Source organism: Halosimplex amylolyticum (assembly GCF_051414035.1).
Taxonomy (GTDB): domain Archaea; phylum Halobacteriota; class Halobacteria; order Halobacteriales; family Haloarculaceae; genus Halosimplex; species Halosimplex amylolyticum.
In genome coordinates, this window is sequence record NZ_JBLKNW010000001.1 from 1,591,448 (window position 1) to 1,616,655 (window position 25,208).

The following is a 25,208-nucleotide window of genomic DNA, read 5'->3' on the forward strand; positions in this document are numbered from 1 at the left end:
GCAGAAGCGGGTTAGTATCGCCTTACGCTGGCAATAACGTCTCTCTACGCGACCGGCTCCGCACGACCGCCACCATTGCTAGCTTGTTAGACATTTCGCATCGACCATCGCGACCCCTCGCGTATGGGTCCGCCTTCACTGACGATCAGTGAATTTACCACCGCTATCGGGGCGTCGGTGAAGTAAAGTGCATGGCCCGCCAACGGGCAGGGTGACAGATGGCATCGACACCCCACATCGCGGTCATCGGGGGCGGTTCGACGGGGACGGGCGTCGCGCGCGACCTCGCGATGCGCGGCTTCGACGTCACGCTCGTCGAACAGGGAAATCTCACGCACGGGACGACCGGGCGGATGCACGGGCTGCTCCACAGCGGCGGCCGTTACGCGGTCTCGGACCAGGCCAGCGCGACCGAATGCATCGAGGAGAACCGCGTCCTCCGGGACGTCGCGAGTCACTGCGTCGAACTGACCGGCGGGATGTTCGTCAAGCGACCGGAAGACGCCGAGGAGTACTTCCAGGAGAAGCTCGCGGGCTGCGAGGCCTGCGGGATCCCCGCCGAGGTGATCTCGGGCGCCGAAGCGCGCGCCAGGGAACCCCACCTCGCGGCGGACGTCGAGAAGGCGATATCGGTCCCCGACGGCGCCGTCGACCCGTTCCGACTCGTCGTCGCCAACGCGGCCAGCGCGATGAACCACGGCGCCCGCATCGAGACGCACTCGACGGTCACCGACCTCCTCGTGGAAGACGGGGAGATCGTCGGCCTCGAAGTCGAACACAGCTCCGGCCCGGGGACCCGTGTCCACGGCACGGAAGGCGGCCGCGAGGAGATCCGCGCCGACCACGTCGTCAACGCGACAGGCGCGTGGGCCGGCCGGATCGGCGACATGGCCGGCGTCGACATCGAAGTGCGCCCCTCGAAGGGGGTGATGACGATCATGAACGTCCGGCAGGTCGACACCGTGATCAACCGCTGCCGGCCGAAAGGCGACGCCGACATCGTGGTCCCCCACGAGACCACGGCGATCCTCGGGACCACCGACGTCGAGGTCGAGGACCCCGAGGACTACCCCGAGGAGCAGTGGGAGGTCGACATGATGATCGAGACGCTCTCCGAGCTGATCCCGATGCTCGAATCGGCGCGCACCATCCGCTCGTTCTGGGGCGTGCGCCCGCTGTACGAACCTCCGGACGTCGGCAGCGAGGACCCGACGGACATCACGCGCGATTTCTTCCTGCTCGACCACGACGAGCGCGACGACCTGCCGGGGATGACCAGCATCGTCGGCGGGAAGTTCACCACCTATCGGATGATGGCCGAGCAGATCACCGACCACGTCTGCGACCGCTTCGGCGTCGACGCGGCCTGCCGGACCGACGTCGTCCCGCTGCCCGGCAGCGAGGACTTCTCGGTCCTCCGGGACTACATGGACGAGTTCGGCCTCACGTCGCCGATCGGCCGCCGGAGCGTCGAGCGCCTCGGCTCGCGCGCCGAGGAAGTCCTCGACACCGACGGCCCGAACCCGACGATCTGCGGGTGCGAGGCGGTCACCCGCGCGGAGGTCCAGGACGCCATCGAGCAGTCGGGGTCGGATCTGAACGCCGTGCGCATCCGGACCCGCGCCTCGATGGGCAACTGCCAGGGCGGCTTCTGCGTACACCGGCTCGCGGGCGAACTGGAGGACAGCTACGACGAGCCGACCGTCCGGGAGGCGTGGGACGAACTCCTGCAGGAGCGCTGGAAGGGCCAGCGCCACGCCCTCTGGGGCGAACAGCTCTCGCAGGCCATGCTCAACTACGCGCTGCACGCGACCACGCAGAACCGCGACCGCGACCCGGCCGACCGCGAGGAACCCGTCGACTTCGGCGCGTTCGACGACGGCCGGGGCGCCGTCGAGGGCGTCGACGCCGCGCCGGACTCCGGCGTCGCGACGGACGGAGGGCCGGATGGCGATTGAATCGGAGGTCGCGGTGATCGGCGGCGGCCTCGCCGGCGCCTTCGCCGCGCTCTCCGCCGCGCGCGAGGGCGCGGACGTCCGCCTGCTCTCGTACAAGCAGAGCACGCTCGCGCAGGCGTCGGGGCTCGTCGACCTGCAGGGGTACACCCCCGAGGGCGATGGACCCGTCGCCGACCCGTACGAGGCGATCCCCGCGCTCCCCGACGAACACCCCTACAGCGCCGTCGGCGTCGACGGCGTCCGTGCGGCCATGGCGCTGTTCGACGAGGTAGCCGACCGCTACCGCGGCGCCCACACCGACCGGAACGCCCTGTTGCCGACGCACGGAGGGACGGTCAAACCCACCGCGCGCTACCCGTCGGGCGCCGCCGCCGGTCTGGCGAGCGACGACCGCGACGCCTTGCTGGTCGGGTTCCGGTCGCTCGTCGACTTCGACGCGCCGCACGCGGCCGCCCACCTGCGGAACGCCGGCGTGCCCTTCGACGTGCTCGGGGCGAGCATCGAGTTCCCCGGCGACCTGAACGCCGACGCGAAGGTGACCCGGTACGCGAAACTGCTCGACGAGGACAGCGAGGTCCCGGTCGGTGGCCGTCCCCGCAACGTCCGGAGTGCGCTCGCGGCCGCGGTCGAACCGCACCTCGACGGGGCCGAGCGAGTCGGGTTCCCGGCAGTGCTCGGCGACGACGATCCCGCGGCAGTCCGCGAATCCCTCGAACGCGCGCTCGGCGTACCCGTCTTCGAGGTGCCGATGGGGCCGCCGTCGCTACCGGGACTGCGCCTCGAAGACGACCTCTACGCGGCGCTCGACGACGCGGGAGTCAGCATGGAGACCGGCAACCCAGTCGTCGACTACGACGGCGAGAGTCGGGTCGAACAGGTGTCCATCGACCGCAACGGCGCGCGGATCCCCTTCACGGCCGAGCAGTTCGTCCTCGCGACGGGCGGTCTGGTCGGCAAGGGCATCGGCTCCGACCGCGAGGGGGTCCGAGAGCCGATTTTCGACTGTCACGTCCCCCACGCCGCAGACCGCTACGAGTGGTTCGACCGGGACGCCTTCGGCGACCACGACTTCGCACACTTCGGCGTCCGGACCGACGGGACGCTCCGACCGCTCGACGACGAGGGGTCGGTCGAGTTCGAGAACTTGCGCGCGGCGGGGTCGGTGCTCGGAGGGTACGACTTCGCAGCGGAGAAATCGGGCAGCGGGGTCTCCATCGCGACCGGGCACGCGGCCGGGACCGCCGCCGCGGAGGCGGTGCGATGAGCGATACCGAACGCGGTGGCGCGAGCGACGCAGACGCCGGTACGGCCGACTACGCCGACGAGACCACGATGAGCGACACGGAACACACTAGCGAATTCGAGCCAGCGGAACCGAACGCGAACGACGGACACGAAACGGTCGACGTCTTCGGCGACGCCGAGGAGTTCGACCTCCGGCCCGGCGCCGACTCCTGTTACAAGTGCTCCTCGTGCGATACGAGTTGCCCGGTCGCGGAGGTCGACGACGACTTCCCCGGACCGAAGTTCCAGGGGCCCGAGCAGTGGCGGCTCACCCAGACCGACGAGGACTTCGAGGTCGACGACTCGGTGCTGGACTGTTCGAACTGCATGCGCTGCGACGACGCCTGTCCGTCGGGCGTTCCGCTCTCGCAGATGCACAATACGACGCGCGGGCGCTACGTCGACGAGCAGATGGACAAGCTCTCCGTCGAGTACTGGCGCAACCGGATCCTCGCGAACTACCGCACCTCGGCCTTCTTCGCGAGCAAGGTCCCCCGGCTCGCGAACGTCGCGATGAATTTCGGACCGGCCCGCTGGGTCATGGAGAAGGCGTTGGGCGTCACCAGCGAGCGTGAGTTCCCCGCGTTCGCGACGGAGACGTTCCGCGAGTGGTGGGCCGCGGAGGGCGCCGCGGCTGGGTCCAGAGAGCGCGCTCGCGCCCGCCGCGAACGGCTGGGCGAGGACCCCGACGCGGACAAGAAGGTCGCGTACTTCCACGGCTGTTACGCCAACTACAACACCCCGGAGGTGGGCAAGGCTTTGGTCTCCCTGTTCGAGCACTTCGGCTACGAGATCGTCGTCCCCGAGCAGGGCTGTTCGGGCACGCCCATGTTCGCCAACGGGATGCTCGACGACGCTCGCCGGGACGCAGAGGTGAACGTCTCCTCGCTCTCGGACCTGGTCGATCAGGGCTACGACGCCATCTGTTCCTGTACGTCGTGCTCGATGTCCCTGCGACAGGAGTACCCCGAGCTGTTCGACTTCGAGGGGACCGCCGACGTCGCCGCCCACACTTACGAGGCCGTCGAGTACCTGCGCGTCCACGAGGACCTCTCTGGCGCCGTCGCGGAGGCCGACGTGGCCGGGGAACTCGCCGAGGAGTTCGCCTACCACGCGCCCTGTCACGCCCGTAATCAGGGGCTCGACCGCCAGGCCGTGGAGCTGTTCCGCGACCTCGACGGCGTCGACGTCGAGGACGTCGGCGACTCCTGTTCGGGCATCTCCGGCACCTACGGCTGGAAGGAAGAGAAGTACGAGAAGTCGATGGCCATCGGCGAGGAGATGTTCGAGCACATGGAAGGCGCCGCGGGCGAGACGGGCATGACCGAGTGTCCGACCTGCGCGATGCAGATGGAACACGGCACCGGCTACGAGATCCGCCACCCGCTCGAAGTGCTCGAAGCCGCCCTCGTCTCGGAGTGACCGCCTCGAATCCGTTGTGACATCGCGGGTGCCAGTCGCCGGTCTGGCCGACCCCGAAACTGGAGAGTGATACGGTGAGGCGCCCGTCCTTCGGCACTCAGCCGCTCCGGACGAACGTCACCGGGCAGGGCGCTTCGAGCAGGACGGTCTGGGCCGTCGAGCCGAACACGGCCTTGCCGGTGGGTCGACGCTTGCGACCGCCGACGAACACCATGTCGGCGCCGACCTCCTCGGCCAGTTCGACGATCGCCTCGCCGTGGGGGCCGACGGCGCTACGGACTTCGAGGTCGAGGCCCGACCCGTCGAACAGGTCCCGGAACCGCTTGACGTTCCGGTGGCGACGGGCGATGCTGTCCGGGTCGCCGCCCTCGTCGAAGTCCATCCGGTCGGTGTAGTCGGCGAACTCCTCGTCCGTGAACACGTGCCCGAGGACGACCGTCGCGCCCGCCGGTCCCGCCACGTCCCGGACGGTGTCCGCCAGCGTCTCGACGCGGTCGTCGTCGTCCGGCCCGACTGCGAGCAGAACTGTTTCCAGCGCCATGCGTCAGTCGTTCGACCGCTCGCGTGAAGCCGTTTTCGGCGGTCAATTCTGAAATCGGCGCGATCGCGGCGATAGGCCCCGCTTACCCGGTGTTTTTCATCCCGGCGGCGATACCTTGCACCGTCAGGCGGAGCGTGCGGCTCTCCTCCTCGGTGAGGTGGGACTGCGAGAGCAGTCGCACCTGCAGGAGGTTCAGCGGGTCGACGTAGGGGTTGCGCCGCGCGAGGTTCTCTTCGAGCCACTCGCGGCGCAGGAGGCTGTCGCGGCCGGTTATCTCCTTGATCGCGTCGACGGCGCTCTCGTACTCCTCGCGGATGCGCGGGAACAGTTCGTCGCGCAGGTCCTCGGGCGCGAGGTCGGCGTACTGCTCGGCGATCTCCATCTCCGAGCGCGCGAGCGCGAGGGCCGCGTTGTCGAGCGTCGTCTGGAAGAACAGCCACTCCTCGTACATCTCCTGCAGGGTCTCCATATCGCCCCCGGAGTCGAGATACGTCTCGATCCCGGTCGCCAGGGAATACCACCCCGGGAGGATACAGCGGGCCTGCGTCCACGAGAACACCCACGGGATGGCGCGCAGGTCGTCGACGCTGCGGTCCTCGGACCGGGAGGCCGGACGCGAACCCAGGTTCAGGTTCTCGATGACGGTGATCGGCGTCGCCGTCTCGAAGAACTCGACGAAGCCGTCGGTCTCCAGCAGGTCGAGGTACTCCTCGCGGGCGGCCTCGGCGGCCGTCTCCATCGCCTCGGTCCACTCATCGGGGACCTCCTCGACGGGCGCTTCCATCGCGTTGTGACGCGCGCGGATCTGTGCGTTGAGCATCTGTTCGAGGTTGCGCTCGGCTATCGACCGGTTCGCGTACTTCTCGGAGATGGTCTCGCCCTGCTCGGTGAACTTGATCTGCCCCGAGACCGTCTCGTTCGGCAGGGCGAGCATCGCGTCGTTCATCGGGCCGCCGCCGCGGGAGATGGAGCCGCCGCGGCCGTGGAACAGCCGCATCTCCACGTCGTAGTCGTCAGTGATCGCGGCGAGTCGGCGCTGGTTGCGGAAGAGGCTCCAGTTCGCCGCGAGGAAGCCGTTCTCCTTGTTGGAGTCGGAGTAGCCGAGCATGATCTCCTGGACGCCGTTCCGGGCGTCGAGCGCCTGCTCGTAGGCCTCGTTCTCGAACAGCGTGCCCATGATGCGGCGTGCGCCGTCGAGGGCGTACTTCGATTCGAGCAGCGGTACGACGTCGAGCCCGCAGTAGCCCGGCAGGTCGACGATGCCCGCCTGATCGGCGAGGAACAGGACTTCGAGGACGTGCGAGGGCTCCTCGCACCAGCTGATGGCGTAGGTGTCGATCGCGTCGACGCCGTAGTCGCGCTGCCACTCGGCGGTCTCGGCGAACAGGCGGAGGACGCGCTCGGCGTCGTCTGAGTACCCCTGGCGGTCCTCGACGTCGATCACGGGCTCGTCCTGCAGGATGGCCTCGGTGAGGAAGTCGACACGCTCGTCCTCGGACATGGCCTCGTAGTCGATCCCCTCGCGGTCGACGGCCTCGGCGATGGCGTTGGTGTGGTTCGCGCGGTGGTCGCGCAGGTCGAGGCTGGCGAGGTTGAACCCGAAGGTGTCGACCGTCCGGTACAGCGGGTCGACCTGGGACTCGGCTATCACCTCGGCGCCGTTGGCGCGCAGGCTCTCGGCGATCGTCTCGATGTCGGTGAGGAGCTCCGACTCTTCCTCGTAGCCGCCCGAGCGCACGTCGTTGACCCGCAGGACGCTCTCGCGCATCAGCTTGAGCATCTGGCGGTAGGGCTCGTTCGGGTAGCGCTCTTCGGCCTCGCTCGCGACGCCGGGGAGGCGCTCGCGGTGGGCCTCCAGTCGCTCGTCGAAGCGCTCACCGGTGTCGATCTGGCGGGCGTCCTGACTGAGGATGCCCGAGAGGGCCTTCAGGCGGTCGCGGTAGAGCGGGAGCGCGACCGACTGCTGGCGGTCGAGCGTCTCCTCGGTGACCTCGGGGGTGACGAACGGGTTGCCGTCGCGGTCGCTGCCGGCCCACGAGCGGAACTCGTAGAGCTTCGGGACGTCCACCTCGCCGTCGAACTCCTCGTCGACGGCGCGTTCGAGCGCGTCGTACACCTCGCTGATGACGACGAAGAGGACGTTCTCGAGGTACCACTGGACGTTGAGCGCCTCGTCGGTCACCTCCGGCCGCCGGTCGCGGACCTGCGGCGTCTGCCAGAGGCTCGTGACCTCGGCCTCCAGGTCGCGTTCGACGTCCGCCTGCTCGTCGCTGGTGAGGCGCACCTCGTCGAGCGTCTCCAGGTGCTCGGAGACAGACCGGAGCTTCGCCTTCACGGTCTTGCGACGGGCCTCCGTCGGGTGGGCCGTGAACGTCGGCTGGATGAGCACGTCCTCTAGCACCTGTTCGACCGTCTCGGCGCTCAGGTCGCGCTCGGCGAGTTCCTCGACCGCGTCGCGAACGCTGTCTTCGAGCGTCCCGTCCTGACTCCCCTCGCGGATCTCGCGGACGCGCTGGCGCTCCTCCGCGAGGTTGATGAGTTCGAAGTAGGTCGTGAACGCCCGCGCGACGACGTCCTGTTCCTCCGCGGAGAGCCCGTCGAGCGTCTCGTGGATGACCGCACGGTCCGCCGCCTCCCCACGCCGATAGGCGACGGCCGCCGTCCGAATCTGTTCCACGATGTCGAACGCAGATTCGGAACTCTGTCCCTTGATGATCTCTCCCAGGAGCTCCCCTAACTCCCGTACGTCCTGGTTCACCTCTCTGGCATGCAAATCCATAACAGTGCGTGTCAGGCCCACTCGTATAATTGTAGCGGATTTCGAGAATCATCAGGGACGTGCATGTTGGATCCGGCGACCCCACCGGCTCGAACGCCTCCCTTACTCGACGATAGTCGAATTCGGTTTCGACGTGTTCCGGAGTGCCGAACGGATCGACGTCGAAGTTCCCGTCTCTCGAACCGGTGGGCCGTGACGGCGGCGCCGTCCGGGAAGTAGCCGGGGTTCACACGTGAACGTCCGGCTTGAAGGGCGATGGGTTCGACGTCTGTCACATGGCCTACGCGATGAACGACGGCGCGCGACTGGCCTACGAGTTCGATGGGCCCGAGGACGCGCCGGTCGTGACGTTCGTCGAGGGGTTGAGCTACGGAACGTGGATGTGGGGCTGGCAACGGGAGGCGTTCGACGAGTACCGCACGCTCGTCTGGGACAACCGGGGGACAGGGGACTCCGACGAGCCCGAGGGTCCCTACACCGTCGCCGATATGGCGGAAGACCTCGACGCCGTGCTCGACGACGCCGGCGTCGAGCGCACGCACCTCGTCGGGGCCAGTCTCGGCGGGATGATCGCACAGGAGTACGCCCTGGAGTACGACCGCGTCGAGTCGCTCGCCCTGCTCTGTACGACGCCCGGTGGCGACGACGCCGTCCCGATCCCGGAGGAGACGCGGGCCAGGATGCTGAACGTCCCCGAGGAGTACGGCCCGGCCGAGACCATCCGCCACAAGATGCGGCCTGCGTTCACCGACGAGTTCTGGGAGCGCGAGCCGGAGGTGATAGACCGCATCGTCGACTGGCGGCTCGACACGGACCCCTCCGATCGGGCCTACGAGTGGCAGAGCGCGGCCGCCGCCGAGTTCGACGAGAGTCATCGACTCGACGACCTCGCCCTCCCGACGCTCGTCCTCCACGGGGCCGACGACCACGTCCTTCCGGTCGAGAACGGCCGTCTCCTCGCGGAGCTGATCCCCGGGGCGACGTACGCCGAAATCGAGGGTGGCTCACACCTCTTTTTCATCGAACGACCCGAGCGCGTGAACGACCAACTCCGGGAGTTCTTCAGCGATGCGTAGGGGCGCCCAGGAGTGGGTCGGCGCGTGGAGCGCCAAACGGGCGGCGCTCTCGCCCGACCGGGTCGGACTCGTTGACGCCGCCACCGGGACGGAGTACACCTACGCCGAACTGGACCGGCGGGCGAATCGCTGTGCTCGATTGCTCGCCGACCACGGGGTCTCGCTCGACGGGGGTGACGAGGAGACAATCGGAGGTGACGAGGAGACGACCGGAGGAGACGAGGGAGACGACGGAGCCGTGACCGGGCGCGCCGGCGGCCGCGTCGCCGTCGTCTCCCGGAACCGGCCCGAGTACGTCGATCTCTTCTTCGCCACGGGGAAGACTGGCGGCCTCCTCGCGCCGCTGTCCCACCGGCTGGCCCCGCCGGAACTGGCCGAGTTGCTCGCCGCCGTCGACCCCGAACTGCTGGTCGTCGAGGAGCCCTTCGCCGATCTGGTCTCCGAAGCGACCGCAGAAGACACGGGGGCCGGCGACTGTCCGATCCTGTCGCTGCCCGTGGACGGCGAATCGACGTGGAAGACCTACGCGTCGGCGCTTCCCGAGGACGGCGGCGAGTTCGACGGGCCGACAGTCGCGCCCGGCGACCCGCACCTGTTCCTGCACACCGGCGGGTCCACGGGGACGCCAAAGGAGACGGTCGTCTCTCACGAGGCGATCGTCTGGAACTCGGTGAACACGATCACGGCGTGGGGACTGCGCGACGACGACGTGACGCCGATGGTGTTCCCGATGTTCCACACCGGCGGGTGGAACGTCCTCACCGTCCCCCTGTTCCACATGGGCGGGCAGGTCGTGATCGACCGCGAGTTCGACCCCGGCCAGATCCTCGGCATCGTCGAGGACCGGTCGGCGAGCGTTCTCGTCGCCGTGCCCGCGGTCCTCCGGATGATGGTCGAACACGAGCGCTGGGACGGGACGGACCTGTCGTCGCTCCGGTTCGTCAAGTCCGGCGGCGGCCCCTGTCGCCAGTCCGTCATGGAGGCGTGGTGGGACCGTGGCGTCGACCTCTCGCAGGGCTACGGCCTCACCGAGTGCGGCCCCAACAACTTCGCGATGCCCGACGGCTGGCCCCGGGAGAAGGCCCACACCGTCGGCGTCGCGAACGTCCACGTCGACGCTCGCGTCGTCGACGACGACGGCGTGGAGGTTCCCCAGGGCGATATCGGCGAACTGCAGCTCCGCTCGCCGCACGCCGCCGACCGATACTGGCGTGCGCCCGCGGAGACCGCCGAGACGTTCGGCGACTGGGTGTCGACGGGCGATCTCGCCCGCGTCGACGAGCAGGGCTACGTCTCCATCGAAGGGCGCAAGAAGAACCTGTTCGTCAGCGGCGGCGAGAACGTCTACCCCGCGGAAGTCGAGGACGCCGTCGCCGACCACCCGGTCGTCGCCGACGTCGTCGTCGTCCCCGTCCCCGACGACCAGTGGGGCCAGGTCGGCAAGGCCGTGGTCGAACTCGCGCCGGGTGCGGAGCGAGCCGGTGACCGGGCCGACGACCCGCTGCCGGTCGACGAACTCCGCGAGTTCCTCGACGGGACGCTCGCCCGGTTCAAACACCCCAGACGGATCGCGTTCGTGGACGAACTCCCGACGAGCGGCCCGTCGAAGATCGACCGCGACGCCGTCGAGGCCGAGTTCGGCGAGTGAGCGAAGACCGGCGCCGTGCACCCGGCGGACGGCGGGCCGATCCGACCGTGGTCGCGCGATAGGACGCTCCTACAGCCGAGGTTGCCTTCGAAGGTAGAATAATTTAAGTTCATTAAGGAAGTCCGTACGACAACAGGGTGTCCCGCGCATGATAGATATCTCCATGGACATGGAGCAGTACGACTGTCCGTTCATCGACACGACGGCGGACCACGGGGTGGCGTTCTCCGCCATCCACTGGGACTTCGACACGTCCCGGCGGGAACTGGAGACGCGGATGGTGGTGGAGGGCGGCGACCGCGGACAGCTGTCCCAGGGGCTCGACGCGCTCCGGGAGCACGGCAACATGCACGACTACACGCTCCTGAGCCGGCGCGACGACGTCGCCCACATCAAGACGGTCATCGACGAGACCGAAGCGATGCGGACGATCCGGCGCAACGACGGCTACATCACCGGCCCGTTCTACATCGAGGGCGGGAGCGAGGTGTGGCACGTCGGCTTCGACCGCCCGCGCCAAGCCGACGACACGCTCGCCGAACTCGAACGCGACAACGAGTTCGACGTGGTCGAGCGGACGAACGCCGCTCTCCCGGACATGCAGGACCTCGTGCAGAACGCCGGGGCGGCCATGACGCTCATCGAGGGCTGCGAGGACCTCTCGGAGACCGAACGCGAGACGCTGGAGACCGCCGTCTCCTCGGGCTACTTCGAGTCCCCCCGCGACGCCACCCTCGGCACCCTCGCGGAGGAGTTCGACGTGTCCAAGCCGGCCGTCTCGAAGAACCTCCGCCGGGGACAGCGCAAGATGATCCAGCGCGTGGTGGACGCGCTCGACGAACTGGAATGAGCACTGTCCTCGGGGTCGCACGGTCGACACCGCATTTTCCCGCCGACTGACGTCCGTTGCCGACCGTCCGCACCGCTCCGTTCCCCGTCCCGAACGCGGTCGTTAACATGTAAACCCGGGTTGCTATGGCCGCTAGAGCGGTAGAAACTGGTATCATGCGAGAGCATATCACGCGGAGGCGGGCACTGAAGTCGCTGGGCGTGGCCGGCGTCGCGGCGCTGGCCGGCTGTGCCGAAGGTGACGGGACACCGACCGACGCCGGCGACGGTGACACCGGTGGAAACGGTGGGACCGGGGACGGCGACGGCGACGGCGGGATGGACGCGACGGAGACGGACGAACCCACGATGAACGGGACATCGACGGCCACGACGAACGACGTATCGGGCGAACTGACCATCGGCGTGCTCCAGCCGATGTCGGGCGACCTGTCGTACTACGGCCAACAGAGCGTCTGGGGCTTCCTCTCCGGGCTCGCCTACAAGGCCGGCGAGGCTCCGCCGGCGGACGTAGGGACCGGCGAGACCACGGTGTCCGTCGGCGACGTGGACTATCGGTTGCTCGTCCGCGACACGGGCTTTACGGCAGACGGCGCGCAGTCGGCGGCCACGTCGCTCGTCCGCGAGGACGACGTCGACATGCTCTTCGGCTGTTCGTCTTCCAGCGCCGCCCAGCGGGTGATCGGGCAGGTCGTCAACCAGGCGCAGGTCCCGTACATGGCCGGGCCGGCCGCGTCGGCGGCTATCACGTCGGACGGCGAGAGCTGTAGCGATCTCGTGTACCGGGCCAGCGAGAACACGGCCATGGACGCCCGTTCGGGCGGCCGCTACGTCGCCAACGAGACGGACGTGTCGAAGGTGTTCCTGTTCGGCGCCGACTACAGTTTCGGGCGGGCCGTCGTCAACAACTACCGGACGGTCCTCGAAGACGAGGGCGTCGAGATCGTCGGCGAACGCTTCGTCGAGCGCGGGTACGCCGAGTGGGACGGTCTACTCGACAACGCAGAGGAGGCGGGCGCGGAGGGGATCGTCGGCGGGTTCACCGTCGCGACCCTCCCGAACCTCTTCAGTTCGTTCCTCTCGGGCGACTACTCCTACCGTGCGTTCGGCGGGTTCGCGACCCGGATCACCAACGCCGTCGTCGCGAACACCATGAAGAACGTCCTCGGGGAGCCGCTCACGGAGGAGAAGATCCGCAGCGCCAAGCTGGGGCCGTTCACCACGCGCTACCACTGGAACCAGTACGACAACGAGATCAACGACGCGTTCGTCGAGACGTACACCGACACCTACGGTGCGGTCCCCGACCTGTTCACCTCTGGGACGTTCACCGCCGCGTCGGCCATCCACCAGGGCGTGCAGGCGTCGGGCTCGACCACGGGTGAGGACATCGCGGGCGCGCTCAAGGGCATGACCGTCACCGACACGCCGAAAGGCGACGGCGCCTACACGTTCCAGGAGTACAACAACCAGGCCCGGTCGGAGATGACCGTCGCCGACCCGATCCCGACGCGCGAGGAGTGGGCCGACAGCTGGGCCGCCGACATCCAGCCCGGGGAGCCGAAAGCCCGGATCTCGGGCGAGGACGCGACGATCCCGGCCGACAGCCCGGACATGAACTGTTCGCTGTGAGCATGCTGCGGACGACAGGCCTCACGAAACAGTTCGGTGGGCTGACCGCGGTCGACGACGTCGACTTCGAACTCGGCGGGGAACTGTGCTCGCTCATCGGGCCCAACGGGGCCGGCAAGACTACGTTCTTCGACCTCCTGACCGGCGTGCTCGAACCCACCCACGGGTCGATCGAACTGCGGCGCGAGCGCGAGGGCGACAGCGAGTGGGTCGACGTGACCGACGCGTCGCCCGACGAGACGGCGGCGATGGGCGTCCACCGCTCGTACCAGATCACGAACGTCTTCCCGACGCTCTCGGTGCTGGAGAACGTCCGCGTGGCCGCGCAGGCCCACGGCGACGACGCCGCGACCTTCTGGCGGAACGTCGACGACTTCGACGAGTACGTCGCCGAGGCCCGAGCGGTGCTCGACCGCGTCGGCCTCGCGGATCGCGCCGACGACCTCGCGCAGAACCTCAGCCACGGCGCGAGTCGCCAGCTGGAGGTCGCCGTCGCGCTCGCGGGCGACCCCGACGTGCTTCTGCTCGACGAGCCCAACGCCGGCGTCTCCTCGGAGAGCGTCGACGACATCGTCGCGCTCATCGAGGACGTGGCCGAAGACCACGCGGTCCTCCTGGTCGAGCACAACATGGACATCGTGATGGAGGTCTCCGACCGGGTGGTCGTCCTCAACCAGGGGCGGGTCATCGCCGACGACGAGCCGAGCGCCGTCCGCGAGGACCCCGCCGTCCAGGAAGCGTATCTCGGCGGGTACGAACCGGGCGACCTGGAGGACCGGCGGACGGACGCCGACAGCCGACGAGCGGACTCCAGCGACCGAGGAACGGACCACGACGAGGGGCCGGGAGGGATCGCGTGACGCTGCTCGAACTCGACGGCGTCGAGACGTACTACGGCGAGAGCCACGTCCTCGAAGGCGTCACGCTCTCCGTCGAGGAAGGCGAGGTCGTCGCGCTCGTCGGCCGCAACGGCGTCGGCAAGACGACCACCCTGCGGTCGGTCCTCCAGTTGACGCCGCCCCGCGCGGGCAGCGTCGAGTACCGCGGCGAGCAACTCGTCGGCCTCGGGACGCACGAGGTCGCCGAGCGGGGGGTCGGGTGGATCCCCGAGGACCGGCGGATCTTCTCGCAGCTCACCGTCGCCGAGAACGTCCGCGTCGCCGTCCCGGACGGCGCCGACGCGGGCCGAGCGCTGGCGACCGTCTACGACACCTTCCCGATCCTCGACGAGCGCCGCGACCAGGACGCTGGCACCCTCTCGGGCGGCCAACAGCAGATGCTCGCGCTCGCGCGCGGCCTCGTCGGCGAGAACGACCTCCTCCTCGTGGACGAGCCGAGCGAGGGGCTGGCCCCGCAGATCGTCACCGACGTGGCTCAGGCCCTGAACGACGCCGCCCGCGAGACGACGCTGCTCCTCGTCGAACAGAACCTCCCGCTGGCGCTGGATCTGGCCGACCGCTTCTACGTCCTGGACAAGGGCCGCGTCGTCGACGACGGCGACACCGACGAGGTCTCGGCCGACGACGAACGGCTCAGGAGGTACCTCTCGGCATGATCGACCCCGCTCTCGCGGCTGAACTCGCGACGGTCCCGCTCCAGACCGGGTTCGCGGACGGCCTCGGCCAGTTCCTCCGGCCCTCCAACCTCGCGAGCGTGCTCGTGGAAGGACTGGCGAAGTCGGCCATCTACGTGATGATCGCGAGCGGACTCACGCTCATCTTCGGCCTGATGGGCGTGCTCAACTTCGCGCACGGGTCGCTGACGATGATCGGCGCGTACCTCGCCGGCGTCGTCATGGTCGTCCTCGTCGGGAGCGCGACGGGCCAGTGGACCCGCCTGGCGTACTTCTTCGGCGCGCTCGCCGTCGTCTTCGGCGCGCTCGTGCTGCTCGGCGGCGTCATGGAGGTCGGCCTCATCCGGAAGCTGTACGACCGGCCGCCGATCTACCAGATCCTGCTCACGTTCGGGCTGACGCTCGTGCTCGAAGAGGTCGTCAGGATCGTCGTCCAGTTCTACGGGCTCCAGCCCCTCTCGGAGTGGCAGGGCGCGCTCGGCACCAAGCCGGGCTTCCTCGCGACCGAGCAGTCGCTCGGGCCGCTCTCGATACGCGGGCTGGCCGTCTTCGAGATCCTGCTCGGGATCGCCACCGTCGCCGCGATCTGGGCCTTCCTGACGCGGACGCGCTACGGCCTCTATATCCGCGCCGGTAGTGAGGACACCGAGATGGCCGAAGCGCTGGGCATCGACGTGCGCCGCGTCTTCACGGTCGTGTTCGCCCTCGGCGCCGGGATCGCCGGCGTGGCCGGCGCGCTGTTGATGTGGGACCCCGTCTGGGGCGCGAGCGTGCCGCTCGCCGCGGAGGCGCTCCTGCCGGCGTTCGTCGTGGTCATCATCGGAGGTCTCGGCACGTTCCGCGGCACCGTCGCGGGCGCGCTCGTCGTCGGGATGGCCGACGCCACGACGACCTGGTGGTTCCAGAACGTCGTCGTCACGTGGACCTGGCTGCCCCAGATGACCGTGTTCCTCATCCTCGTCGGCATGCTCGTCGTCAAGCCACAGGGCCTGTACGGCGTCGAGGAGGTGGGCGGCCATTAGCTCCGTCACGCGCTGGGTCGGCGACCGCGAGGTCGGCTGGCCCCTCGACCGCCTGCGCAGCCAGCAGGTCCACCTGCTGGTGATCCTCGCGCTCGTCGCCTACCCCGGCGTCTACCACCTGCTGACGAACTCGCCAGTCGCGAACCTCGCGGTCGCCGTCCTGCCGCGGATGGACTCGATGGTCGCGGTGCTGTACTTCGCGCTGTTCGCGATGTCGTTCGACTTCGTCAGCGGGTACACCGGCTACCTCTCGTTCGGCCACGCCGCCTTCTACGGCACCGGCGCCTACGTCGTCATCCTGATCGCGAACGGCAAGGTCCCGCTCCTCCCCACGGGCACGCCGTTCATGGTGTCGCTCGTCCTCGCGGGCGTCCTCGCTGCCGGGCTCGCGGTCGTCATCGGCCTGCTCTCGTTCAGGCTGACGGGCGTCTACTTCGCGATGATCACGCTCGGGTTCGCCCAGGTCCTCTACGTCTTCGTCCGCGGCTGGGACTACGTGGCGAGTAACCCGCGCGACGGCCCCGCCGTCGGGTCGGCCCACCCCGAGGGCTTCGAGATCGGGATCCCGTTCGTCGACCAGTTGACCCTCGCGATCGGGACGTTCTCCGGCGACACGCTGGAGTTGCTCGGCCACACGCTGGGCACCTACACCGTCTCGTTCTACATGGTCGGGCTGGTCGTGCTCGTCTCGTACTTCGCGATGCAGCGGGTCGTCCACTCCCCGTTCGGCCGCGTGATGGTCGCCATCCGGGAGAACGAGGAGCGCGCCGAGGCGATCGGCTACGACACGTTCCGCTACAAGCTCGGGGCGTTCGTGATGAGCGCCTTCTTCGGGGGCGTCGCCGGCGCGCTGTTCGCCGGGTTCAAGCGCTCGGTCACGCCCGAGAACTCCTTTTACTTCCTGGTGACCGGCGACGCCCTGCTGGCGAGCATCATCGGCGGGTTCGGCACGCTCGCCGGCCCGCTGTACGGCCACCTCTTCGACCACGGCGTCCGCGAGTTCCTCTCGAACACCGGCCAGGGCGGCGGCCTGCTCCCGTACCTCCGACAGACGCTCAGCCAGGGGTTGCTGACGACGGAGATCCCCGGCGGCCTCACCGTCGAGGGGTTCATCGGCGCCGCGCTGAACGGTCACGCCAGTCTCTACGTCGGCATCGTGTTCGTGCTGTTCGTCCTCTACGTCCCGAACGGACTCCTCGGGACGGTCAGGGACGCGCTCGGCGGCCCAGTCGCCGAACGACTGCCGGCGAAACTGTGGGGTGAGCGATGACCGTCCACCTCACAGGCGTCGGGACGTCCCTCCCCGACGAGACCATCGGCGGCGCGGACGTCGCCGAGCGCAGCGGCATCCCGAGAGACGTCGTCGTCGAGAAGATGGGCGTGCGCCGGAAGCACGTCTGCCGGGACGGCGACGACCAGCCCAGCGACATGTGCGTCGCGGCCGCGGAGGCCGCGCTCGCCGACGCCGGCTGCGACCCCGCCGACCTCGACGCGGTCCGCTATCACGGCAGCGAGTACAAAGACCACGTCGTCTGGAGCCTCGCTGCCGACGTGGCCGACCGGATCGGCGCCACCGACGCCTACGCCTCGGAGAGCTACGCGCTCTGTGCGGGCGCACCGGTCGCGATTCGGGAAGCCAAGGCGCAACTCGAAGCGGACGCACCCGACAGGATGCTTCTTGTCGCGGCCAGCCGCGAGGAGGACCTCGTCGACTACGGCGACCCCGACACCTCCTTCACCTTCAACTTCGGCAGCGGCGCGTCGGCGCTCGTCCTCGAACGCGACGCGCCCGAACGCGCGCTCGCCACCGTCCGCGAGAGCGCGGCGGTCACCGAGGGCAGCTTCTCCCGCGACGTGGTGATGCCCGCGGGCGGGACGCGGTATCCGGCCTCCCGGGAGACAGTCGACGCGGGCATGCACGCCCTGCGCGTGCCCGACCACGAGTCGATGAAAGCCCGTCTGGCCGAGGTGAGCCTGCCGAACTTCCTCGACGTCGCCGACACCGCGCTCGACCGCTCGGGGTACGACCGCGAGGACCTGGACTTCGCCGCCATCACTCACATGAAGCGGTCGTTCCACGCCCACCTCTGCGACGAACTGGAACTGGGCGAGCGCGGGCACTACTACCTGGACGAGTACGGCCACGTCCAGAGCGTCGACCAGGCGCTCGCGACCGCCGAGGCCCGCTCGCGGGACTGGCTCGGCCGGGGCGACGTGGTCCTGTATCTCGCCGCCGGGACCGGGTACACGTGGGCCGCGACGGTGCTCGAATGGGCCGGCGAGACCGACGACCGGAACGCCGAGCCCGTCTCCCGACCGCGGACGATCACGGGTCCGGGCTACGACCCGTAGCCCGCCTCGACCGAGGCCTGCGATCGGCTCCGATTACGACCCGTGACCACCCCCGACTACGACTCGCAAACGGCCGCGAGTGCGACGCGGGGCCTGTTTCGAACGCGCAGGTCGATCGTCCGGCCATGCCGAATCTGACGGCTCCTGTGGTGGAATTTCGGCATCCTTCGCATCACTTATGCCGGTCGCGTCCAGTCACACGTCTATGGATCTGCGCGAGTACTTCGACGAGTTCACGACGCCCGACTGGCCGCAACCCGACGAGGGGACCGTCCGGTTCGCGATGGTCGGTCTCGGCTGGTGGACGCTGGACCACGCCATCCCCGCAACGAACGACTACGACACGCTGGAGACGACGACGGTCGTGAGTTCGACGACGGAGAAGGCCCAGCGCGTGGCCGACCAGCACGACTCCATCGAGCACGCGCTCACCTACGACGAGTTCACGGACGGCGAGGCGAGCGACGCCTACGACGCCGTTTACGTGGGCACCCCGAACGCGCTCCACCTGCCGTACGTCGAGGCGGCCGCCGAGTTCGGGAAGGACATCCTCTGCGAGAAGCCCCTCGAGTCCAACGCCGAACGGGCCGAGAAGCTCGTCGAGGCCGCGAGCGACGTGACCCTCGGCGTCGAGTACCGGATGCACGTCCAGCCCGCCGTGCGGATGATGCGCCAGCTCATCGCCGACGGGTTCATCGGCGACGTGGCGCTCGTCCACGGCAACATGTCCCAGCGGCTCCTGGAGATCAACGACGACTACGACCAGTGGCGGCTCAACCCCGACCTGGCCGGCGCGGGCACGTCCGTCACCGACCTCGGCGTCTACTCCATCAACACCTCGCGGTTCGTCCTCGACGAGGACCCCGTCGCCGTCTCGGGGGCGACCTGGTCCGGCCACGAGGCCTTCGACGAGGTGCCCGACGAGCGCGCATCGTTCACCGTCGAGTTCCCCGACGGCGTCCTCGCGTCCTGTACCGCCAGCCAGAACGCCCAGTTCGCCAGCAGTCTCCGCGTCGTCGGGACCGAGGGAGAACTGCTGCTCGAAGACGCCTTCCTCGCCGGCGAGCGCGTCCTGACGGTCACGCGGGGCGACACTACCGTCACCACCGAGTTCGACCAGATCCACGAGACCAGACGCTCCCTGGAGTACTTCGGCGACCACATCCTCACGGACACGCCGATCCCAGGCGACGGCGAACACGGCCTCGTCGACCAGCGCGCCATCGACGCCGTCTACGAGGCGGCCGAGTCGGGCGAACGCGTCGAGCTGTAGCGAACGTCTCGCTCACCGTTCTTCGAGTTCCCGCTATTCTTCGAGCGCTCGCCGTTTTTCGAGTGCCCGTCGTTCTTCGAGTGCTCGTCGGAGAAGCGAAGCGACCGCTCGACGGTCGCTCCGCGTGTCAGAGGCTGTGATCCATTCGCTCGCGATACACCAGCGACGCAGTCCGGCAGCGGACGGGTGGAGGGCCGAAGCGTCGGAGGGGACCTGACAGGGCCACCGATGCACCGTCCGACCCACCGCACTGCGCGCACTTCTTGCTACGGGCAGGGGGTTCGTAATCTCTATCGAGGTACTATCTAATGTATCGATACTATTCATACTATACGTACCAGAATGACCGTCCTGGGAGAACAGTCCGTTCAGTGCGTGAAACGACGCTGTGAGGGCGCGAACGAGCGCGCTCAGATCTTGTGGCGGAAGGCGTGGAGGACGTTCTCGCCGGTCTCGGTCAGGCGAATCTGTTTCTGCCGGCCGACGCGTTCGACCTCGACGTAGCCGTCGTCGACGAGCGGGTCGACGATGTTGGCGTTCAGCAGGGCGAACTTCGCCTTGTCGTTGGCGGGGTCGGCGTCCGCGATGAACGAGAGCCGCTCTGACTCTGCGAAGTCGATGAGGTCAGATTTCTTCGCAGTGTAGGTCTCGTCGTTGGTCTTCGAGAGGTAATCGAGTATCGCCACCTGGTCGCGCGAGACGGCTTCGATGGGGTAGGAGGGGAGCACTTCGTCGTCGCTCATCCCCCGCGTGCGCGGGGTGGATTCGAGGTCGGGGACGTGTTCCTCGACGTGGACGTAGTAGGCGGTCGCGTCGGTCGCCATGCAGGCGATGGCGCTCCCGATGGCGGCGAGTTTCCCGCCGCTGGAGACGTTCACGCGGACGACGTCGGTCTGGTGGTCTGCCGCGACCGTCGTCACGACCGCGAGTACGTCGTAGAGGTCGCTCAGGTTCGTCTCGCGGAACCGGATGGTCCGACCGTCGGCGCCGAGTTCCTCGACGAGCGCCTCCTGGTAGGGGGTCAGCGGGGTGTGCTCGCCGTCGGGAGCGAGGAGGTAGACCACGTCCGCGTCGTGCTTGCGGACCGGCCGGAGGATCCGGTCGTGCTCGTAGCCGAGCGGCACGACGTGGACTTCGTCGATGGTTCGCATGCGAGCAAGCGCGACCCGGACCGCCCTGAGCGTTTCGGTGGCGACGACGCGGTCGAGGGTCGCCGCCCCAGCCCCTCCCCGCTTCCCGCCAAGCTTTAATCACGCCACCCACCACTGTCACTCCATGGCAGGCATCAGGGATCCGGAGGCGCTCCGTGACGTCCCCGGCGTCGAGTTCCGCGAACAATCGCGCGTCGTCGACGACGCGGAGTTCGAGACGGTCGCGGAGGGCGCCGAGAGCCAGAGCGGGCTCGTCGTCGTCGGATTGACCAGCCACGACGGACACCTCCTCCTGATCGACTCGGAGTACATCGAGGGCTGGACGCTGCCGAACGGTCCCGTCGGCGTGGACGAGGACTGGGCGATCGCGGCCGACCGCTGGAGCGAGGAGGCGATCGGCGTCCCGGTCGACGTCGAGGCCCCCGAACTCGTCGTCCGCACCGAGACGCGCACGGAGAACGGCGACGAGAGCATCGTCGGCTACAGCGTCGCGTTCGGCGCCTCTCTGCTCCCGGGCATGGAGGGCAGCGGAGTGGGGCCCGCTGGCAACACGCCCCCGGGCGTCGCGCCGGGCGACTCCGACGGAACCGACGCCGGGCCACCGGCCGGCAGTGCTGACGGCACCCCGCCGGGGCCCGAAAGCATCGCCGAGCGACCGGACCTGGAGTGGTTCGACGAGGTGCCCGACGACGCGGCTCCCGGCCACGACGTGCTGATCCGGTTCTTCCTCGGCTGAAGACGACCAAAAAACGGCGTTTTTGCGGTCCTTTACGCTTCGTCGAACGAGTCGACGCTTCGCGTCGCCGGTTCGACGCGGCTCAGGGAGCCGCGTCGAACAGCGTCTCGCCGGAGACCATGTGTTCCTCGACGGTGTCGAGGTCGAGGGTGACGCCGAGACCGTGCTCCTCGGGGACGGTCATGTAGCCGTCGTCGATGAGGTTGTCCTCTTCGACCAGGTCTTCCCACCAGTCGAGCTCGTAGGAGTGGTACTCGACGGCCAGCGAGTTCGGGATGGCGGTGCCGACGTGGGCGCTCGCGACGGTGCCGACCGGCGAGGAGACGTTGTGCATCGCGACGGGCACGTAGTACTGGTTGGCCACGTCGGCGATCTTCTTCGTCTCGCGCATGCCGCCGATCTTGGGCATGTCGGGCGCGATGATGTCGACCGCCTGCTCCTCGAGGAGGCGGCGGTGCTCGGTGACGCGGTAGCGGTTCTCGCCGACGGTGATCGGCGTGGTCGTCGAGTCGGTCACCTTCTCCTGGACTTCGAGGTTCTCCGGCGGGACGGGGTCTTCGAGCCACCACACGTCGTAGTCCTCGATGGCCTCGGCCAGGCGCTCGGCGGAGTTCGCGGAGAACGTCCAGTGACAGTCGAAGGCCACGTCGGCGCGGTCCTTGACGCGCTCGGTGACCTTCTCGACGATCTCGGCCTTGTGGCGGATCTCGCCCGGCCGGAGATGGCGGTTGGCGCGGTCCTTCTCGAACCCGCTGGGGACGTCCAGATCGAACTTCAGGGCGTCGTAGCCCAGATCCTCGACGACGCGCTCGGCCTCGTCGGCGCAGGCGTCGGGGTCCGCCTCCTCTTCGGTGTGGCAGTCACAGTAGACGCGCATCTCGTCGCGGTACTTGCCACCCAGTAGCTGGTAGGCGGGGACCTCGATGATCTTGCCCGCCAGGTCGTGCAGCGCGACGTCGATGCCGGAGATGGCGGACACCGTCACGCCCTCGACCGAGCCCTCGCCGGACATCTTCTGGACCAGGTGCTCGTACAGCCGGTCGATGTCCAGCGGGTTTTCACCGATGAGGAACGGCGTCATCCGCTCGATCAGCTCCGGGATGCCCGCGCCCCAGTATGCCTCGCCGGTCCCCACGATGCCGGCGTCGGTGTAGATGCGGACGAGCGTCCACGGGAAGTTCCCGTCGACCATGGTGCACTGGACGTCGGTGATCTCGACGTCGCGGCCGCCACCCCGCTTGGCCGTGGCGCCCATCGTCTCCGCCGACAGTTCCCGCATCGTGTACTCCGCGTTCGGATCGTGCAGATCCCGATAATCGCGTCCCATGCCGCCGGCTACTGCTGGGCTGTACTAAAGTGTGGAGGAATCGGTTCTACGCCGTTCGACTCTACGGAACGAGTGGAGCGCGCGTACGGTCTGTTCCGCATCACCGATTCCGGCGACGTAGCGGGATTGACAGGTCCTACGAGTGAATGCGTCGTCGATCGCGACGATCCAGGCCCACGGCGATGACGGACTGTCCAGTCGGGGGCAATCCGATAGCGGATCGCCAGTGAGCGGTCACGTCCCACTCAGTGTCCACGGCCGGTGTCGCCCTATTCGGCGTCCACGATCGGCGCCGCCTCCTCATCTGCTCGTGGACGACGCGAGACGGCAATCGAAGGGAGAGTACTGTCGAAGTAGCGCGACGAGAAACTGTCCGACGCGTCGCGGTCCGGTTCCCCGCCCGGTCAACCGGTCCACTCGTCGCGATGGGCTTCGCTGCAGAAGTGCGTCGTTTCGACCTCGCCGTCCGTTACGCGGGTTATCACCCTGTGGTCGGGGTTCTGGACCAGCGCGTCGCCACAGACGGCGCACGTCGGCGCATCGTCCTCGGCCACGTCCTCGTTCAGATCGGAAGTCGGATCCACCATCTTGTCACAGTCGAGGACATCGACCCACTTAATCGCATACATCGAACGCGAGGGCACAGCGGTCGGAGGCCGGGGCGCAGTTCCGCCCCGACTGTCCCGAGTGCGTCGGCCACGGAATCGGGCGGTTAGCGGTCTCTCGTCACCGACTCGCCGGGCTTCGTGGTCGCACCGGAGGAGAGTCGCACGCCGGGGTTGAGACTGGTGTTGATGCCGGTCTTCGCGCCGTCGCCCGCGACGACGCCGAACTTCCGGCGGCCGGTCGACACGCGGTCGCCTTTCACGGTGAACCGGACGGACTCGCCGTCGTGGCGGAGGTTCGCGACCTTCGTGCCGGCCCCGAAGTTGACGTCGCGGCCGAGGACGCTGTCGCCGACGTACGAGAGGTGCGGGACGTGGGTCCCCGCCATGACCACGCTGTTTTTGATCTCGACGCCGTTGCCGACGTGGGTGTCCTCCGCGAGGAGCGTCGCGCCGCGGACGTACGCGTTCGGCCCCACCTCGGCGCCCGAGCGGATGAGCGCCGGGCCCTCGACCACGACGCCCGCGTCGACCGCCGCGCCCTCCTCGACGACGACTGGCCCGCGCAGGTCGGCGCTGTCGTGGACGTCGCCGCGCACGTTGCGGTCGAGGTCGCCGAGCTTCCACTCGTTGGCTTCGAGCAGTTCCCACGGGCGGCCGCAACCGAGCCAGCGCTCGACCTCGACGGTAGCGACGGAGCGCTCGGCGATCACCTTCGAGAGCACGTCGGTGATCTCGTGTTCGCCTCGTTCGCTGAGCGGAACGTCGAGCCACTCGCGCGCTTCCGCGGGGAAGCGGTAAGCGCCGACGTTCACCAGGTCCGTCGGCGGGTCGGTTGGCTTCTCGACGATGCCGGTGACGACGCCGTCCTCGACCTGGAACACGCCGTAGCTCGTGGGGTCGTCGACCCGGTAGGTGCCCACGGCGGGGCCCTCGGCCGAAAGCAGCGCGTCGACGCTCGCGCGGTCGTAGAGGTCGTCGCCGTTGAGGACGACGAAGGGGCCGTCGAGGTACCCGCTCGCGCACTCGACGGCGTGGGCCGTCCCCAGCTGTTCCTCCTGGACGGCGTACTCGACGGGGACGCCGCGGTACTCCCCGCCGAAGTACTCCCTGACCGCCTCGGCCTCGTAGCCGACGACGAGGATCAGTTCGGACGCGCCGGCGTCGACGGCGGCGTCTGCACCGTGGGCGACCAGCGGCCTGTCCGCGACCGGCAGCATCGGCTTGGGCAGCGACTCCGTCAGCGGCCGCATCCGGGTACCCTCCCCGGCGGTCAAGAGGACGACTTGCATACTGACGGAGTCGCCCGGACGTCCCAAAGAGGTACCGCAACGGGGTGCGGTGACACGCACCGAACCGCTCGGCCTCGCCGGACCGAGCCGCCGCGGAGGACCAGTGACGTGTGGTACCGCGACACATACAAAAGCTGCCGACCCGTAGTTCGGGAACGATGACCGAAATCGAGTGCAAGCGAGGGGCCCGGGGAGGGGACGACTCGTGACGGTCGGGGGAGAGGCGGAGCGCGACGAGCGGTCTGAGCTACCGCAGTCTGTGATCGCAGATCTGCGGGCGGACGACCGTCGCCGCCAGGCACTGACCCGACTCGCCGAGTGCGAACGGGCCCTCCCGATCTCCGACCTGGCCCGCCACGTCGCGGCAACGGAACGAGACGAACCGGTCGACGAGGTGCCGGCGGACGCCGCGGACGCCGTCCGTCGGGACTTCTTCCAGCAGCACCTGCCCAAACTCACGGCGACCGGCGTCGTCACCTACGACTCGCTCGTCGGCACCGTCGAACTCGCCACCGACGACGAGCGGCTGCTGGCGGACGACGGCGAGACCGACGCCGCCGACGAGACAGCCCCCGATTCGGAGTCTCGGAGGGATCCCGACGCCGAAAGTGGCGGGTGACCCGACGGGCCCACGCCCGCTATCGGGAACGGAAAGAACAATACAGGCAGCTATCTAACGAGCCGGTAC

At 68.6% G+C, this 25,208-nt stretch carries 21 protein-coding genes; 15 read left to right on the forward strand and 6 right to left on the reverse strand.

Going from position 1 to position 25,208, the window contains the following annotated elements:
• Positions 1-218: 218 nt before the first annotated feature.
• From glpA to ACMGFE_RS07490, 3 genes are all read left to right on the forward strand, one after another.
• The gene (gene glpA / locus ACMGFE_RS07480; protein ID WP_436924464.1) at positions 219-1,958 is read left to right on the forward strand and encodes an anaerobic glycerol-3-phosphate dehydrogenase subunit GlpA; all 1,740 of its coding nucleotides are present in this window, start codon (positions 219-221) and stop codon (positions 1,956-1,958) included.
• Positions 1,948-3,222: a glycerol-3-phosphate dehydrogenase subunit GlpB gene (glpB, locus tag ACMGFE_RS07485; RefSeq protein WP_436924466.1), complete on the forward strand. Its 1,275-nt coding sequence runs from the start codon at positions 1,948-1,950 to the stop codon at positions 3,220-3,222. Before glpA ends, glpB begins: the two co-directional genes overlap by 11 nt.
• A gap of 68 nt (positions 3,223-3,290) precedes the next feature.
• Entirely contained in the window at positions 3,291-4,664 is a 1,374-nt protein-coding gene (locus ACMGFE_RS07490; RefSeq protein WP_436925158.1) for an anaerobic glycerol-3-phosphate dehydrogenase subunit C, read from the forward strand.
• Between the two features lie 97 nt (positions 4,665-4,761).
• Here the strand turns inward: ACMGFE_RS07490 and ACMGFE_RS07495 are convergent, their stop codons facing one another.
• Positions 4,762-5,205 carry a universal stress protein gene (locus ACMGFE_RS07495; protein WP_436924467.1) on the reverse strand — a complete coding sequence of 148 codons (444 nt, stop codon included), beginning with the start codon at positions 5,203-5,205 and terminating at the stop codon, positions 4,762-4,764.
• Between the two features lie 82 nt (positions 5,206-5,287).
• Entirely contained in the window at positions 5,288-7,984 is a 2,697-nt protein-coding gene (ppc, locus tag ACMGFE_RS07500) for a phosphoenolpyruvate carboxylase (RefSeq protein WP_436924468.1), read from the reverse strand.
• Between the two features lie 275 nt (positions 7,985-8,259).
• Between ppc and ACMGFE_RS07505 the strand changes: the two genes are divergently transcribed.
• The 10 genes from ACMGFE_RS07505 (at position 8,260) to gfo6 (ending at position 19,409) form a co-directional block, all read left to right on the forward strand.
• On the forward strand, positions 8,260-9,060 hold the full coding sequence (locus tag ACMGFE_RS07505) for an alpha/beta fold hydrolase (RefSeq protein WP_436924469.1): 801 nt from the start codon (positions 8,260-8,262) through the stop codon (positions 9,058-9,060).
• On the forward strand, positions 9,053-10,708 hold the full coding sequence (locus ACMGFE_RS07510; RefSeq protein WP_436924471.1) for an AMP-binding protein: 1,656 nt from the start codon (positions 9,053-9,055) through the stop codon (positions 10,706-10,708). The genes ACMGFE_RS07505 and ACMGFE_RS07510 overlap by 8 nt, the downstream gene beginning before the upstream one ends.
• Before the next feature lie 148 nt (positions 10,709-10,856).
• Positions 10,857-11,558 carry a helix-turn-helix domain-containing protein gene (locus ACMGFE_RS07515; protein ID WP_436924472.1) on the forward strand — a complete coding sequence of 234 codons (702 nt, stop codon included), beginning with the start codon at positions 10,857-10,859 and terminating at the stop codon, positions 11,556-11,558.
• 155 nt (positions 11,559-11,713) lie between these two features.
• Positions 11,714-13,189, forward strand: coding sequence for an ABC transporter substrate-binding protein (locus tag ACMGFE_RS07520; RefSeq protein WP_436924473.1), 1,476 nt, complete (start codon positions 11,714-11,716; stop codon positions 13,187-13,189).
• Positions 13,190-13,191: 2 nt separating this feature from the next.
• Positions 13,192-14,049 carry an ABC transporter ATP-binding protein gene (locus ACMGFE_RS07525; RefSeq protein ID WP_436925159.1) on the forward strand — a complete coding sequence of 286 codons (858 nt, stop codon included), beginning with the start codon at positions 13,192-13,194 and terminating at the stop codon, positions 14,047-14,049.
• On the forward strand, positions 14,046-14,744 hold the full coding sequence (locus ACMGFE_RS07530; protein WP_436924474.1) for an ABC transporter ATP-binding protein: 699 nt from the start codon (positions 14,046-14,048) through the stop codon (positions 14,742-14,744). Before ACMGFE_RS07525 ends, ACMGFE_RS07530 begins: the two co-directional genes overlap by 4 nt.
• On the forward strand, positions 14,741-15,784 hold the full coding sequence (locus ACMGFE_RS07535; RefSeq protein ID WP_436924475.1) for a branched-chain amino acid ABC transporter permease: 1,044 nt from the start codon (positions 14,741-14,743) through the stop codon (positions 15,782-15,784). Before ACMGFE_RS07530 ends, ACMGFE_RS07535 begins: the two co-directional genes overlap by 4 nt.
• Before the next feature lie 169 nt (positions 15,785-15,953).
• Positions 15,954-17,054, forward strand: a complete 1,101-nt coding sequence (locus ACMGFE_RS07540) for a branched-chain amino acid ABC transporter permease (protein WP_436925160.1) — start codon at positions 15,954-15,956, stop codon at positions 17,052-17,054.
• Positions 17,051-18,136: a 3-oxoacyl-ACP synthase gene (locus tag ACMGFE_RS07545; RefSeq protein WP_436924476.1), complete on the forward strand. Its 1,086-nt coding sequence runs from the start codon at positions 17,051-17,053 to the stop codon at positions 18,134-18,136. Before ACMGFE_RS07540 ends, ACMGFE_RS07545 begins: the two co-directional genes overlap by 4 nt.
• Positions 18,137-18,341: 205 nt before the next feature.
• Positions 18,342-19,409, forward strand: coding sequence for a D-xylose 1-dehydrogenase Gfo6 (gfo6, locus tag ACMGFE_RS07550; protein ID WP_436924477.1), 1,068 nt, complete (start codon positions 18,342-18,344; stop codon positions 19,407-19,409).
• Between the two features lie 410 nt (positions 19,410-19,819).
• On the opposite strand, the gene ACMGFE_RS07555 is transcribed toward gfo6, so the two are convergent.
• Complete coding sequence (locus ACMGFE_RS07555; RefSeq protein ID WP_436924479.1) at positions 19,820-20,560, reverse strand: HFX_2341 family transcriptional regulator domain-containing protein; 741 nt, start codon at positions 20,558-20,560, stop codon at positions 19,820-19,822.
• A gap of 124 nt (positions 20,561-20,684) precedes the next feature.
• On the opposite strand from ACMGFE_RS07555, the gene ACMGFE_RS07560 reads away from it, so the two are divergent.
• Positions 20,685-21,296: an NUDIX hydrolase gene (locus ACMGFE_RS07560; RefSeq protein ID WP_436924481.1), complete on the forward strand. Its 612-nt coding sequence runs from the start codon at positions 20,685-20,687 to the stop codon at positions 21,294-21,296.
• Positions 21,297-21,378: 82 nt separating this feature from the next.
• Here the strand turns inward: ACMGFE_RS07560 and ACMGFE_RS07565 are convergent, their stop codons facing one another.
• The 3 genes from ACMGFE_RS07565 to glmU all read right to left on the reverse strand — a co-directional run bounded on the left by ACMGFE_RS07565 (position 21,379) and on the right by glmU (position 24,520).
• Positions 21,379-22,623 carry a mandelate racemase/muconate lactonizing enzyme family protein gene (locus tag ACMGFE_RS07565; RefSeq protein ID WP_436924482.1) on the reverse strand — a complete coding sequence of 415 codons (1,245 nt, stop codon included), beginning with the start codon at positions 22,621-22,623 and terminating at the stop codon, positions 21,379-21,381.
• Between the two features lie 404 nt (positions 22,624-23,027).
• Complete coding sequence (locus ACMGFE_RS07570; protein WP_436924483.1) at positions 23,028-23,210, reverse strand: DUF7576 family protein; 183 nt, start codon at positions 23,208-23,210, stop codon at positions 23,028-23,030.
• 125 nt (positions 23,211-23,335) lie between these two features.
• On the reverse strand, positions 23,336-24,520 hold the full coding sequence (gene glmU / locus ACMGFE_RS07575; RefSeq protein WP_436924484.1) for a bifunctional sugar-1-phosphate nucleotidylyltransferase/acetyltransferase: 1,185 nt from the start codon (positions 24,518-24,520) through the stop codon (positions 23,336-23,338).
• A gap of 205 nt (positions 24,521-24,725) precedes the next feature.
• Between glmU and ACMGFE_RS07580 the strand changes: the two genes are divergently transcribed.
• Positions 24,726-25,139 (forward strand): DUF7344 domain-containing protein, encoded by a 414-nt coding sequence (locus tag ACMGFE_RS07580; RefSeq protein ID WP_436924485.1) that lies wholly within the window; start codon positions 24,726-24,728, stop codon positions 25,137-25,139.
• The last annotated feature ends 69 nt before the right edge of the window (positions 25,140-25,208 follow it).